This is a genomic window from Nocardia sp. CA-290969, from assembly GCF_050936135.1.
In the GTDB taxonomy this organism is placed as follows: domain Bacteria; phylum Actinomycetota; class Actinomycetes; order Mycobacteriales; family Mycobacteriaceae; genus Nocardia.
This window is the reverse complement of sequence record NZ_JBNJNJ010000001.1, coordinates 7738459-7752100: the sequence shown is the minus strand read 5'-3', so window position 1 is coordinate 7752100 and position 13642 is coordinate 7738459. Positions and strand designations below refer to the sequence as shown.

Annotated in this window: 11 protein-coding genes and 1 tRNA gene; 8 read left to right on the top strand and 4 right to left on the bottom strand. The window is 67.8% G+C overall.

The features are described from left to right. Nucleotides 1-40 precede the first annotated feature (40 nt). The 7 genes from ACQEVO_RS35410 to ACQEVO_RS35380 all read left to right on the top strand — a co-directional run bounded on the left by ACQEVO_RS35410 (nt 41) and on the right by ACQEVO_RS35380 (nt 6292). The gene (locus ACQEVO_RS35410) at nt 41-1189 is read left to right on the top strand and encodes a PLP-dependent cysteine synthase family protein (protein ID WP_432921910.1); all 1149 of its coding nucleotides are present in this window, start codon (nt 41-43) and stop codon (nt 1187-1189) included. After that, nucleotides 1189-2613 (top strand): MATE family efflux transporter, encoded by a 1425-nt coding sequence (locus ACQEVO_RS35405; protein ID WP_432923363.1) that lies wholly within the window; start codon nt 1189-1191, stop codon nt 2611-2613. The genes ACQEVO_RS35410 and ACQEVO_RS35405 overlap by 1 nt, the downstream gene beginning before the upstream one ends. Nucleotides 2614-2650: 37 nt before the next feature. Continuing rightward, nucleotides 2651-3124 carry a flavodoxin domain-containing protein gene (locus ACQEVO_RS35400; protein WP_432921907.1) on the top strand — a complete coding sequence of 158 codons (474 nt, stop codon included), beginning with the start codon at nt 2651-2653 and terminating at the stop codon, nt 3122-3124. A gap of 302 nt (nt 3125-3426) precedes the next feature. Continuing rightward, nucleotides 3427-3909, top strand: a complete 483-nt coding sequence (locus ACQEVO_RS35395; RefSeq protein ID WP_432921904.1) for a pyridoxamine 5'-phosphate oxidase family protein — start codon at nt 3427-3429, stop codon at nt 3907-3909. Between the two features lie 34 nt (nt 3910-3943). Next, on the top strand, nt 3944-4519 hold the full coding sequence (locus ACQEVO_RS35390; RefSeq protein ID WP_432921901.1) for a TerD family protein: 576 nt from the start codon (nt 3944-3946) through the stop codon (nt 4517-4519). An 89-nt stretch (nt 4520-4608) separates the two neighbouring features. Further along, on the top strand, nt 4609-5304 hold the full coding sequence (locus ACQEVO_RS35385; RefSeq protein WP_432921898.1) for a hypothetical protein: 696 nt from the start codon (nt 4609-4611) through the stop codon (nt 5302-5304). Between the two features lie 109 nt (nt 5305-5413). Beyond that, entirely contained in the window at nt 5414-6292 is an 879-nt protein-coding gene (locus tag ACQEVO_RS35380) for a hypothetical protein (protein WP_432921895.1), read from the top strand. Between the two features lie 261 nt (nt 6293-6553). On the opposite strand, the gene ACQEVO_RS35375 is transcribed toward ACQEVO_RS35380, so the two are convergent. The 4 genes from ACQEVO_RS35375 to ACQEVO_RS35360 all read right to left on the bottom strand — a co-directional run bounded on the left by ACQEVO_RS35375 (nt 6554) and on the right by ACQEVO_RS35360 (nt 12759). Next, nucleotides 6554-7192 (bottom strand): MazG family protein, encoded by a 639-nt coding sequence (locus ACQEVO_RS35375; protein ID WP_432923360.1) that lies wholly within the window; start codon nt 7190-7192, stop codon nt 6554-6556. Between the two features lie 128 nt (nt 7193-7320). Beyond that, a complete protein-coding gene (gene mfd, locus ACQEVO_RS35370) occupies nt 7321-10935 on the bottom strand; it encodes a transcription-repair coupling factor (RefSeq protein WP_432921892.1) in 3615 nt (1204 codons plus the stop codon). A gap of 351 nt (nt 10936-11286) precedes the next feature. After that, the gene (locus tag ACQEVO_RS35365; protein WP_280398363.1) at nt 11287-11934 is read right to left on the bottom strand and encodes a TetR/AcrR family transcriptional regulator; all 648 of its coding nucleotides are present in this window, start codon (nt 11932-11934) and stop codon (nt 11287-11289) included. Between the two features lie 162 nt (nt 11935-12096). Continuing rightward, nucleotides 12097-12759, bottom strand: coding sequence for a TetR/AcrR family transcriptional regulator (locus ACQEVO_RS35360; RefSeq protein WP_432923357.1), 663 nt, complete (start codon nt 12757-12759; stop codon nt 12097-12099). Nucleotides 12760-13119: 360 nt separating this feature from the next. Here ACQEVO_RS35360 and ACQEVO_RS35355 point away from each other — a divergent pair. Beyond that, nucleotides 13120-13190 (top strand) — tRNA-Gln (locus ACQEVO_RS35355). Nucleotides 13191-13642 lie beyond the last annotated feature (452 nt).

Here is a 13642-nt window from a genome sequence, read left to right as displayed (position 1 = left end):
CGCATCGCACCGACCGTTCTCGACGCCCAGGAGTTCTGCCATGCCTCTCGTCACCCGCGTAACCGACCTGATCGGCCGCACCCCGCTGTTCGAATTGGCGGCCACCGCGTCCGGTACCCGGCTGCTGCTCAAACTCGAACAATTCAATCCGACGGGTGCCGCGAAGATCCGGATGGCGCGCGAAATGGTGCTCGACGCGGAGCGCCGGGGATTACTGCGCGCCGGTGGGCATATCATCGAATCCACGTCCGGAAATACCGGGCTGGGCCTGGCGGTGGTGGCCGCCGAACGCGGCTACCGTTTCACCGCGGTGGTCGACCATCACGCGAGCAAGGACAAATTGCGGGCTATGCGGGCAATGGGGGCCGATCTGGTCTTCGTCGCCGACGACGGTGACGACGCACTGGCCACCTCCGCCCGCGAGGATTACGCCCAGGCCATGGCGGCGGAACTGCCCGACGCGTATTTCACCGAACAGCACAACAACGACGCCAACGCCGTCGGCTATTACGCGGTCGCCGAGGAATTACTGGCCGAGGTGGAGCGGGTCGATATCCTGCTGTCCGCCGTCGGCACCGGCGGTTCCCTGTTCGGTACCGCTACCCGATTACGGCAACTCGGCTGCGTACCGCGGGTGATCGGGGTGGAGCCGGTCGGGTCGATCGCGTTCGGCGGTCCGGGCGGGCCGTACTGGCAGTCGGGCACCGGCACCCCGCCGGGCGCCACCATCGGGACCGCTGTGGACTACGAGTTGCTCGACGAGGGCGTCAAGGTTTCGGATATCGATGCGTTCGCCACCTGCCGCGCGGTGTCGCGGCAGCTCGGGCTGATGCTGGGCGGTTCGGCCGGCGGATCGGTGCATGCCGCGCTGACCAGGCTCGACGAGTTCCCCGCGGGGTCCACGGTGGTCACCATCGTCTGCGACGGCGGCGAGAAGTACCTGGACACGGTGTTCGACGACGAGTGGATGGCCGAACGCGATCTCCTCGACACCGGAGCCGAACGCGAGGTGCACGCCCTGTTGACCCGTTATGCTCCCGCGGGCCGTGGTATGCGGCCGATGGGCACCTCGGCGCCGGCCGGAACCGGGGACAGCACGCCCACCGGCGGTATCGCCCGGCCGGACGAGCACGACAACCACGATCACGACCATACGGAGGATTCGGACACCATGGTGCGGGCCCGGTGATCAGCACACCACTGTCACGCCATCGCCCCGACGGCCGGCGACTCGCCGGCCCGGATGCCCGGCGGCTCGCCGCCCTGGCCACCCCGATCGCGCTCACCCAGCTCGCGCAGGTCGCGGTGTCGACCACCAATATCGCCCTGATGGGCAGCCTCGGCGTGCAGGCGGTGGCGGCCGGCGGACTGGCGCTGGTGCTGTTCAATCAGATCCGCACCATGTGCGTCGGCCTGATCACGGGCAGTGGGAACCAGATCGCCGCGGCGGTGGGCGCCGCGAGTAAACGCGGCACCGATCCCGACCCCGAAGTCCGCGATGTGGTGCGGTCGAGTTTCCTGATCGCCACGGCCGCCGGATTACTGGGCGGCGCGATACTGGTCGGCCTGGGCTGGTCGCTGCAATGGCTCGGCCAGGACGCCGGGGTGCTGGAGCTGGCCCGCCCGCTCATGGTCGCGCTGGCGCCCGGGTTGCTGCCCTGCCTGTGGTTCCAGGTGCTGCGTCAATACACCGTGGGAATGCAACGCCCCCAGGCGTTGCTGCTGGTGACCCTGGGTTCCATCGCGGTGAACCTGGTCCTGGCGCTGAGCTTGATCCACGGCTGGGCCGGTCTGCCCGCCCTGGGACTGACCGGCGTCGGTGTCGCGAGTTCCCTGGTCTTCCTGGTCATGTTCGTGACCTTCTGGGTCATGGTGCGCCGCGATCCGCAGCTGCGCCCCACCCTGCCGATCCGCCCGTGGCCCGCCCGGCCGGCAACCGTACGGGCCGAACTGCGCCTGGGTACGCCGATCGCGCTCACCTACGGGTCCGAAGCGGGCATGTTCTCGGTACTGGCGCTGGTCATGGGCGCGCTGGGCCCGGCCGCGCTGGCCGCCCACAATGTCGTCTACCAGGTGATCTACATCGTGTTCCAGATCGCCATCGGCATCTCGCACGGCGCTTCGATCCTGGTCAGCCACAGCGTGGCCCGCGACGAAACCGCGCACGCCCGCGGACTGGCCTGGCTCGCGCTGCGATTCGCCGCGGTGGTGGCGGTGCTCACCGGGCTGGCCTACGTCCTGGTTCCCGAACTCGTGCTGCGCCCGTTCCTCGATATCGGCGACTCCGCGACCGTCGAGGTGGCGCGGTCGCTGCTGCTGATCGGTATCGTGCTGCAATTCTTCGACGCGGCCCAGAACATCGGGACCGGCCTGCTGCGCGGCCTGCAGGCGACCACGGCCGGGTTCCGGTTGTCGGTGGTCGGCTATTGGCTCGTGGGCCTGCCCACAGCGGTCGTCCTGGCGTTCCCCGCCGGGCTCGGCGCCGCCGGGGTGTGGTGGGGGCTCACCGCGGGCCTGGCCGCCACCGCCGTGCTGATGTTGCGTAAATACTTCGGTCTGCTGGACGAGCACGACGCCCTGGTGGCCCCCCGACCTCGGGAGACCGTGAGTTAGGATTGCCTCTCCAAAGCTGCAGGGAAGGAGTGGCACGGTGCGTATTGTCGTCCTGTTCGGTTCGGAAATGGGCACAGCGGAAAACGTGGCCGAGGCGATGGCCGGGGAACTGACCGGGCACGAGGTCTCGGTATTCGATATGTCCGAATTCGATATCGCCGACCTGGATCCGCGGATCTTCCACATCATCGTGTGCTCCACCTACGGCGAGGGCGATCTGCCCACCGGAGCCGAACCGTTCTTCGAAGCCCTCGACGCGCAGCGCCCCGACCTCACCGGCCTCCGCTTCGCGATCTTCGGCCTCGGCGATTCGGTCTACGACGACACCTTCAACCGCGGCGGGGAGATCGCCGCGGAGAAACTCGTCGCGCTCGGCGGTGCGCAGGTCGGCGAACACGCCCGCCACGATGCGTCCACCGAGATCAAACCCACCGCTATGGGTCGCGAGTGGGTGCGCACCCTCCCCCTCGAGCACGCCGCCCTGAGCATGAGTGCCGCCGCCGCATCGTGACCTCCGACGGCCGGCTCCTCGACCTGCCGACGGTCCCTGTGCGCAGCGCGCCCGCTCCGAGGCCGCACGGTCGTCCGGACCGCTCACGCCGGCGGTGTAACCGGCCGGCTCGCCGAAAGGGCCTTGCTGACCTCAGTTTCTGAGGTAGACCTTGCCTCGCCGGCCGTAATCCGGCCGGTAACACCGGGTTCCACCGCAGGTCGGAGCCGGTACTTCTCCGGCGCGTGCCGGGCGCGGCCTCTAGACTGGTGACCGGTGCGGCGCATCCTCCGCCGCAGCACGTCGATCCAGGAGGGGACGATATGGCAGCCGGAGTCAGTCCAGTCGAGAACACCGCAACCGACCATCCCGAGCTGGATGCACTGCCGCACTGGCCGCGGGAAACCATCGCCGTCCTGGTCACCACCGATCCCGCGCCGCATGCCATCCCGGTGTCCTGGCCGGTGCGCGCCGACGACCGGCGGATCCTGCTGAGCCTCAAATTCGATCGCGGCTCGCTGGCCCGGCTCCGGGAACGGCCGCAGGTGGCGCTGCTGATCCTCGGCGGCGGCAATGTGGCGCTGTGCGCCCGCGGTTCGGCCAAGGTGATCGCCGAGGAGATGCCCGGCGCCGACGACTACGTGGCGGTCCGCCTCGACGTGGACGTGATCGACGATCACCGGCAGTCGGCATTCGAGGTCGCCCAGGGCATTCAGCGCAATGTCCTCGACGACAGCGAACTACAGGCCCTGGAACACCGGGTCGCGACACTGCAGTCCTGGGCGGAGCACGAACAACAGGTCTGAGCACGGGCGCCGCGGCGCCACCGGGAAGGAGATCATGAGCGTCACGCTGGCCAAGGGCGGCAATGTCTCGCTGTCCAAGCAGGCCCCCAACCTGACCAAGATCGCTGTCGGCCTCGGCTGGGATGTGCGCACCACCATGGGCGCCGACTACGACCTCGATGCCAGCGCCCTGGCCACGGGCCCGGAGCTGAAGGTCCTCTCGGACCAGCATTTCGTCTTCTACAACAACCTCCGCTCCCCCGAAGGCAGCATCGAGCACACCGGCGACAACCTCACCGGTGAAGGCGACGGCGACGACGAGGTGATCAACGTCGATCTGGCCAATACGCCGCCGACGATCACCAATATCTTCTTCCCGGTCTCCATCCACGAGGCCGACCAGCGAGGCCAGTCGTTCGGCCAGATCCGCAACGCCTACATCCGCGTCGTCGACCTGAACACGGGCGCCGAACTGGCCCGCTACGACCTCTCCGAGGACGCGTCATCGGAAACCGCCATGGTGTTCGGCGAGTTGTACCGCCGCGGCGGCGAATGGAAGTTCCGGGCGATCGGCCAGGGGTACGCGTCAGGTCTCGCCGGGATCGCCCGCGACTACGGTGTGAACGTCTGAACCACTGAGCAGGCGTTCGACCGGAGCGCGAGAGGTGTTCACCAGCCACCCAGCGCTGCCCTGTGAACGCGAGCCTGGATGATTGGCTCATGCTCCGCACCGACCACCTGGCACAGGTGGACCGCCGTCCGCCTGTTGTCGAAACGCCTCTCGGCACCGTCGAGTTCTCCGTCACGCTCGATTCGGAGGAGCTACCCGCCGACCCCGATACTGTGTGGCGCTTGACGAACGGCTCACAGCTGTACCGCTGGCGGCATCGATCCGCAACGGTCGATCTGCTGTTCGGAAGCGTCTGCGTACCGCTCTGGGACAGCGACGTTCCTGTCATCACCTGGGCCGCGATCTGGCAGGTGCAGGCCCACGGCCGCTTGTCCGGCCTGTCCGTCTCGGCCGAGCTGACCGATGTGCCCGCCGACGCCTGGGCAGGGCCGGACTCCGGCGAATGCCTCGCGGCGGTGAGCGCCGAGAACGACGATTTCATGGTGTCGATCGGCGGCCCGGATTACGAGCTGCTCGCGGAACAGGCCGCGCACGGCCGGCTGGTACCCGCCCGATGGAAGGACCTGCTGCCGAAAGACGGTGAATCGGCCACCGAATACGGTGCGCGATACACAGATCCGGCCCGGATCACCTGGCAGCTGCCCGGCCTGGCCGCAGCGGAAACGCCCCGGCTGTGTATCGCCACCGCCTGGTGCCACCGCAACGACGACCACCCCGCCGCCTGGTTCGCGGTGGATCTCCCGGTCGACACCGCATACCAGCACCTCATCGCCGACCCGGCCTGACCGGCCCCAGGGTGGTCGGCTCTTCGCTCGGTGACCGCACTTCTGTGCGATGCCTTCATCAATCGTTGTGTTTCAACGGATGTCGGCACCGAGCGCTACGGTGCATGCCATGCCTTCGACCCTGCACGAAGTGGTCATCGATATGTTCACCGAACGGCCTGATCTGGCCGCCCGGCTCCTGTCGGCATTGGGCTGCCCACTACCCGAGTACGAGACGGTGGAATCCCGATCGGAGCGGGCGACAGTCGTAGCGCCCACCGAGTACTACGCCGACGCGGTAGTGGCGTTCCGCCGCGGTGGTGAGACCGTGCTGGCAGTAGTGGTCGAGATCCAGCTACGGCCGGATTCGGACAAACCATGGTCGTGGCCGGTGTACACCATGTCCTTGCGAGCCCGGATGAAATGCCCGGTTCTCCTGCTCGTCGTATGCCCGGACCGACGCACCGCACAGTGGGCGGCCAAGCCACTGGATATCGGCTTCGGCCACCCACCGACCACCTTGACGCCTCTGGTCCTGGACCCGTCGGCGGTACCGGTGGTCACCGACCCACAGGTGGCCACCGAACTGCCGGAGCTGGCTGTATTGTCCGCGGTGGCCCATCCGCACCACCCGGACCACGCCCAGATCTGGACGGCCCTGGCCACCGGCCTTCGTACGCTCGGGGCAGACCCGGCCCTGCGATACCATGACTTCATCCTGACGATGCTGCCGCGCGCTGTTCGTCCTGCTTGGGAGGCATTCATGTCCACCGGTTTGCGTGACTACAACTTCACCAGCGACTTCGCCCGCAAATACATCGCCGAAGGCGAAGCCAAGGGCGAAGCGAGGGGCGAAGCGAAGTCGATTCTGACCGTCCTCGACGCCCGCGGCATCAACGTGCCGGATGAGATCCGGGACACGATCATGTCCTGCGAAGACCTCGATCAGTTGCAGAAATGGCTGCGCCACGCCCTGGAGATCAACCGGGCCGACGAGCTACTCGCCTGACCGAGTACACGACTAACCTGGCAGGCTGTTACACGCAACCGCTGAGCAGCTGAGCGGCCCTCTCAGTTCCCGGATCGCTGTTCGGCTCGGCAGGATGGGGACAATATCGCCTCGAGTTCGGACAGCACCGCCGTGAACGCGGCGCGCTGCTCGGGCCCTGAATCCGATACTTCCGGAAGCTGCGCAGTTCGCTGGCAGATCCTGGTGTGTACCCGGGATCGAGCGAGTTGTGCAGGGTCGACGCGTGGCACGTCGGCTCGCTCATTGCCAGTATCTGCGCCAGTCCGCTGGAGTCAGTGGTTGCCGGGTGCCGCGGTCGGATTCGGCGGTGTCCTCGGCTCGGCGGATGGCGGCGGCGAAATCGAGGGTGGCTTTGCGGAGGCGTTCTTCGGCGCTTTCCGGGCCGCCCAGCCGGATGACGTGCAGGTCTTCCGGGATCAGATCGTCGGGGAGTCCGGCGCGGGCGCTGCGGGAGCGGACCTTTTCCGCCAGGGCCAGGGCGGGCTGGGCCATGGCGATACCGTCCAGACAGGAGCGACGGGACTTTTCCGCGGATTTGCGTTCTTCCCAGGCTTTTTCCTGTGCGGCGACCTTTTCGGTTACCGAGGCGTGCGGATCGAAACCGGGGGCCGTGGCGTCCGCGAGGTGCGGGCTGCGGTGCACTAGTTTGGCCACCAGGGCGGCGGCTACGTCGTCGATGGTGAATTCGCCGGCGGCCTCGGCGATCCGGGAATGGAACAGGACCTGGAGGAGGAGGTCGCCTAGTTCCTCGCGGATGGTGCCGGGATCCGCTTCCTGGATGGCGTCGAGGAGTTCGTAGGTTTCCTCGAGCAGGTACGGGCGCAGCGAATCGTGGGTCTGGGTGACCTCCCAGCCGCCGAATCGCCACAACCGGTCCATCACCTCCACGGCCTCGGTCAAACCCGCTGCCACGGTGGCCGTTTCCGCTTCGAGAACGCGCGGGTCGGGACGAGCCGATTCCGCTCGCTGCCGCTGTCGCGCCGGCCGGTCCGGCGCGGGATCGGAGGTCATCGCGCCGGACTCACCTCGGTCGCCACGGTGAGGTCCACCGCGCCGGCGGCTTTACCGTCCAGCGCCAGCAGCAGGTCCGCCAGGTATTGCAGCAGGGCGATATCCCGGAGCCGGTCGGCGCCGACGCTGTCCTGCACGCGGGGCAGCGGCAACTGGACCACGCCGCTGGCGGCGCGGTAGGTGGCGCTGGGGTAGATCCGCTTGAGCCGCAATTGTTTCGAATCGGGCAGTGTGAGCGGGGAGATCTTGACCGTGGTGCCGGTGACCGCGATCTCGGCGACCCCGTATTCGCGGGCGAGCAGCCGCAGTTTGGCCACCGAAACCAGCCGGCCGACCTCCACCGGGAGCGGGCCGTAGCGGTCGAGGAGTTCCTCCACCACCGCGGCCAGCGCGGAATCGTCGTGGGCGGCGGCCAGTTTGCGGTACGCCTCCAGACGGAGGCGGTCGCTGGCGATGTAGTCGGGTGGGATGTGCGCGTCCACCGGGAGGTCGATGCGGACCTCTTTGGTTTCCTCGGTGGTGATGGGTTTGCCGTCGGCGGCGGCGCGGTAGGCCTCCACGGCTTCGCCGACGAGCCGCACGTAGAGATCGAAACCCACGCCCGCGACGTGCCCGGACTGTTCGGCGCCCAGCACGTTACCGGCGCCGCGGATCTCGAGGTCCTTCATGGCTACTGCCATACCGGCGCCGAGGTCGGAGTTCTGCGCGATGGTGGCCAGGCGGTCGTAGGCGGTTTCGGTGAGCGGTTTCTCCGCCGGGTACAGGAAGTACGCGTAGCCGCGTTCCCGGCTGCGTCCGACCCGGCCGCGCAGCTGGTGCAGCTGCGAGAGGCCGAGCGAATCGGCGCGTTCCACGATCAGCGTGTTGGCGTTGGAGATGTCCAGGCCGGTCTCGATGATGGTGGTACACACCAGCACGTCGTATTCGCGCTGCCAGAACCCCTGCACGGTGCGTTCGAGGGTGTCCTCGTTCATCTGCCCGTGCGCGACCACCACGCGCGCCTCCGGAACCAGTTCCCGGATCCGGCGGGCCGCCTTCTCGATCGAGGACACCCGGTTGTGCACATAGAACACCTGGCCGTCGCGCAGCAGTTCGCGCCGGATCGCGGCGGTGACCTGCTTGTCGTTGTAGCCGCCGACGTAGGTGAGTACCGGATGACGTTCCTCGGGCGGGGTGAGGATGGTCGACATCTCGCGGATACCGGCCAGGCTCATCTCCAGGGTGCGCGGGATCGGGGTGGCCGACATGGTGAGCACGTCCACGTGGGTGCGCAGGGCTTTGATGTGCTCCTTGTGTTCCACACCGAAGCGCTGTTCCTCGTCGACGATCACCAGGCCGAGGTTCTTCCAGCGCACGCCGGTCTGCAGCAGACGGTGGGTGCCGACGACGATATCGACCTCACCCTCGGCCATACCGGTGAGAACTTCGCGCGATTCCGCGGGGTCGGTGAACCGGGACAGCCCCTTGACGGTCACCGGGAAACCCGCGATGCGCTCGGTGAAGGTCTGCAGATGCTGCTGGGCGAGCAGGGTGGTCGGCACCAGCACGACCACCTGTTTCCCGTCCTGCACCGCTTTGAACGCCGCCCGCACCGCGATCTCGGTCTTGCCGTAGCCGACATCGCCGCACACCACCCGGTCCATCGGCACCGGCTTCTCCATATCCGCTTTCACATCGGAGATGGCGGTGAGCTGATCGACGGTTTCGGTGAACGCGAACGCGTCCTCCATCTCCCGCTGCCACGGGGTGTCGGGACCGAAGGCGTGACCGGGGGCGGCCTGCCGGGCGGCGTACAGCTGCACCAGCTCGCCCGCGATCTCGCGGACCGCTTTCCGAGCCTTGCGCTTGGTGTTCGCCCAGTCGGCGCCGCCGAGCTTCGACAGGCTGGGCAATTCGCCGCCGACATACCGGGACAGCTGATCCAGCGATTCCATCGGCACATACAGCCGGTCACCGGGCTGGCCGCGTTTACTCGGCGCGTACTCGATCACCAGGTATTCGCGCCGCGCGCCGCCGACCGTACGCTCGATCATCTCCACGAACCGGCCGATACCGTGCTGATCGTGGACGACCATATCGCCGGCGTTCAACGCCAGCGGATCGACCTGATTGCGGCGTTTGGCGGGCAGCCGTTTCCCGTCGCCCGGCGCCGTCACCCGGTTACCGGTGAGGTCGGATTCCGCGACCACCACCAGCCCGGCGTCGCCGAAGATCACCCCGTCGTGCAGCGAACCGCACAGCACACCCACCACCCCGGGCGCAGGTTCGGCACCGGCCTCCAAATATGCCGCGGGCACCTCGGCCTCACCGAGCCGTTCCAGGGTGCGCTGGGCGGTACCGTGACCGGCCAGCACCACCACCGCGCGGCCACCGGTGGTCACATGGGCCCGCAGCGAGGCGAAGATCGTCGCCACCAGTTCGTCGGACCCACGGGCCGTGGGGCCGGCCTGCACCGGAAGTTCGATTTCGGCCGGATCGCCGGTCGCCAGCGGGCTCAGCGTCCACCAGGGCAGTTCGCGCTGTTCGGCGCTGTCGCGGACCTCGGTCAGCGGGCGATACGCCGACGCCGCCAGATTCAGGCCGTGTGCGCCCAGCGGCGCGTCGCCACCGAACGAGGCCGCCGTCCACGACGCTTCCAGGAACTCCTCGCCGGTACGCACCAGATCGGCGGCGCGGGTGCGGACCTTCTCCGGATCACACACCAGCAGATGGGTGCCGTCGGGCAACTGTTCGGTGAGCAGCCGCAGCTCACCGGGTTGCAGCACCGGCAGCAGCGCCTCCATACCCTCGACCGGGATACCCTCGGCCAGTTTGTCCAGCATCTCCACCAGTGCGGCGTCCGCGGTGTTGGCCGACGCGACCTCCGCCGCGCGCTCCCGCACGGCGGCGGTGAGCAGCAGTTCCCGGCAGGGCGGCGCCACCACGGTGGACAGCGAGACCTCCCCGAGCGACCGCTGATCGGCCACCGAGAACGGCCGCAGTTCGGTGATCTCGTCGCCCCAGAACTCCACGCGCACCGGATGGTCGGCGGTGGGCGGGAAAAGGTCGAGGATGCCGCCGCGCACCGCGAACTCGCCGCGTTTGCCGACCATATCCACCCGCGTATAAGCGAATTCGACCAGTCGCGACACCAATTCGTCGAAATCGGCCTCGCCGCCCATCCGCAGCACGATCGGCTCGATATCCCCCAGCCCGGCCGCCATCGGCTGCATCAGCGACCGCACCGTGGTCACCACGACGCGCAGCGGCTCCGGGAACACCGGATCGTCGGGATGGGCGAGCCGCCGCAGCACCTCGAGCCGGCGCCCGACTGTATCGGCGCCCGGCGAGAGCCGCTCGTGCGGCAGGGTCTCCCAGGAGGGGAACTGCGCGACCGCCGGCCCGAGCATCTCGGTGAGCTCGAGGGTCAGATCATCGGCCTCCCGGCCGGTGGCGGTGACCACGACGGCCGGCCGCTCGGCGGCAACGGTCGCCGCGACGAAGGACCGCACCGCGCTCGGCGCCACCAACTCGACCGGCGACTGCCCGAGCATCCCGGCGACGGTCCGCAACGCGGTATCGGCACCGGCCGCCGAAGCCAGTCCCGCCAGTGGTGGACGAGGGGCAGACATCTTCACTCCTGACGATATATATTGCGCTGTATATATTGCGCCGCCTCCGGCGTCGCCGGTTCGGGGCCCCCTTGGTCTCGTTCTTCACTCCGACGCTCCTCCGCTTCGCTCCCCCGCTCTGTCGCTCCAGAACGAGACGGGCCCCGAACCACGGATGCCGGTCATCCGGAGGAGACCAGATGCGGAACAGACGCGCCCAGCGGCGGCGCCGAGTTCAGCGAGGCACTTGGAGGGTTTGGCCCGTCCCTGCGTTCAGCCGGCGGGACAATGCGGCGCAGCCGCGAGTATCGCGGGCTGAACGCAGGGACCAAGGGGGGCCAAACCCCCGCGCCGCCGGAGGCGGCGCCAATGTTACGGCACGTAGCGGCGGAGGCGGCGGGCGGCGAACTCGCGGAAGTAGGAGACCTTGTCGTCGGGGACGATGGAGGGGATCAGGAAGTACCAGGCGCGTTCCATGCGGGAGGCCATCTGGTCCATCGACTCGGTGCCGACCGCGACGATATGCATACCGGTGGTGAGCCCATAGAGCAGCAGGCCGATGGTTTCCGGGTCGAGGTCGGGGAGGAGGTCGCCCTGGGTGATCGCCTTCTCGGCGAGCAGCTTGTACGTCTCGCCCCAGGTCTTGGCGATGTTGTCACCGTTGGCGCCGCGGTAGTCGCCGATCTGGTGGGTCAGTTTGAGCATCGCACCGACCATCGGATCGTTCATCGACAGATCCGCCACCACATAGGTGATACCGATCGCCGCTTCCAGGGCCGGGACCCGGGAATCGAAGAATCCCTGGCAGGACGCGGTCAGCCGCTCTTGGCCCTGATCCACCACGGCGCGGGCCAGTTCCTCCTTGGACCCGAAGTGAAAATACAAGGCCCCCTTGGTGACATTGGACTGCGCGATGATCTCGCTGAGGCTCGCATTGGCGTAGCCCAAGCGCAGAAAGACATCGGCAGCGCCGGCCAGAACCGAATCGCGAGTGATCTCCGCGCGCGCTTGCCTAGCCATCAGACCCGCCTGTCATCCCAATAACCAGCCATCCTGAAGTAGACCGACATTGTCGAAGTAGACCGACTTACCGCCCGAACAGCACCCAAAGGATGCGTGAACCGTACCATCCGTTCCGGGGACGGTTCTCGATTCGACGGCCCACCGGAGTTCGCGGGCAGTTCAACCGCGGTTATCCGAACTCTGCTGCCTGCCGGGCGAGTTCGCCGCCGGCGGCACCGCGGCCGCGGGCCATTCCGAGCTGAGTTGCGGGTCGGCCTCGAGGTGGCTGAGCCCGTTCCAGCACAGATTCACCAGATGCGTGGCGACCACTTCCTTGGAGGGGCTGCGCACGTCGAGCCACCAGGTCGCGGTGGTGGCCACCATCCCGACCAGCGCCTGCGCGTACAAGCCCGCCAGGCTGGTGTCGAATCCGCGGCGTTCGAAATCACCGGCGAGCAGATGCGCGACCTGGTTCACCGCCTCGTTGAGCAGGCTCGAATACCGCCCGTCGGTCGAGGAGACCGGCTGGTCGCGGACCAGGATGCGGAAGCCGTCGGTGCGCTGCTCGATATAGGTGAGCAGCGCCAGCGCCACCTGTTCGAGCCGGACCCGGGACCGGTTGTTGGTGAGCGAGGAGGTGATCATGTCGAGCAACATCGACATCTCCCGGTCCACCACCACGGCGTACAGGCCCTCTTTACCGCCGAAGTGTTCGTAGACGACGGGTTTGGAGACCTGAGCGCGGAGCGCGATCTCCTCGATGGAGGTGGCGTCGTAGCCGCGTTCGGCGAACAGTGCCCGGCCGATCTCGATCAACTGCTGCCGCCGCTGGGTACCGGTCATCCGCTGCCGGCCCGGCACGACCTGCTCGGCGCCCTCTTTTACCGGCCCACCGGCCGGTGACTCCCCGACCGTTCGCGGCTCTCCCGACGACAACGTTCCCGCCTCCCTGGTTACCGATGTCACCGGTACAGCCGCAGCTGCGGCCGGCGACCAAAACCATCGAGATCACTGTCTCAGACCCGCCACGAACGAGCTCACCCGGGCATGCCGTGGCTCCGTCGGTACCACCGCGACGAGCCGACCGGCCCGTGCCCGGCGTGTCCCGGCACCCACGGTTCGACGGAAACCGGGGTGGCATGCGATTATCGTTGCCGTGCCTGGACACAGCGGCGGGTTCACCGAGCCCCGCCGGTGTGGCAGTCCGCCGTAGTGTAATGGCAGCACCTCTGATTTTGGTTCAGATAGTTCAGGTTCGAGTCCTGGCGGCGGAGCAAGAAGTGGCAATCCACCTGTCGGCGGGAAGGCATGCCATGCGCAGGACAGTGAACACACTTCCCTTGATCGCGGCTGCCGTCCTCTCCGCCGCGACCCTCTCCGCCGGACATGCCTCGGCACAGTCCGCTGTGGATCCCGGTTCTTCGGGATCCGGCTCCTCGGGATCCGGTTCGGAATCCGGATCGGGCTCGGGGTCGGGATCGGGCTCGGCACAGTGGGCCGTGGGCCCGGGCACGTCACTCGGTCTGTGTTCGGTCACGGCGACGGGGTATGCGGAGGGACAGCCTGTCGCACTCACCGCCGGGCACTGCACGCTCGGGCTTTTCGGGGTGATCCGGCTACCCGACGTGGATTGGGCCATGATCCCCTTGGTCCCCGGCACCCCGACCCACAACACCCTCCCGAGCGGTGAGCAACTGACCGATGTGGGTGCGCCCGGCGGGGCACT

Bases quoted from the DNA above. Each gene is read 5' to 3' on its own strand.
- ACQEVO_RS35410 (WP_432921910.1), top strand. From the start codon at position 41: ATGCCTCTCGTCACCCGCGTAACCGACCTGATCGGCCGCACCCCGCTG.
- ACQEVO_RS35395 (WP_432921904.1), top strand. From the start codon at position 3,427: ATGGCAGCCGGAGTCAGTCCAGTCGAGAACACCGCAACCGACCATCCC.
- ACQEVO_RS35390 (WP_432921901.1), top strand. From the start codon at position 3,944: ATGAGCGTCACGCTGGCCAAGGGCGGCAATGTCTCGCTGTCCAAGCAG.
- ACQEVO_RS35385 (WP_432921898.1), top strand. From the start codon at position 4,609: ATGCTCCGCACCGACCACCTGGCACAGGTGGACCGCCGTCCGCCTGTT.
- ACQEVO_RS35380 (WP_432921895.1), top strand. From the start codon at position 5,414: ATGCCTTCGACCCTGCACGAAGTGGTCATCGATATGTTCACCGAACGG.
- ACQEVO_RS35375 (WP_432923360.1), bottom strand. From the start codon at position 7,192: ATGGACCGGTTGTGGCGATTCGGCGGCTGGGAGGTCACCCAGACCCAC.
- mfd (WP_432921892.1), bottom strand. From the start codon at position 10,935: ATGTCTGCCCCTCGTCCACCACTGGCGGGACTGGCTTCGGCGGCCGGT.
- ACQEVO_RS35365 (WP_280398363.1), bottom strand. From the start codon at position 11,934: ATGGCTAGGCAAGCGCGCGCGGAGATCACTCGCGATTCGGTTCTGGCC.
- ACQEVO_RS35360 (WP_432923357.1), bottom strand. From the start codon at position 12,759: ATGACCGGTACCCAGCGGCGGCAGCAGTTGATCGAGATCGGCCGGGCA.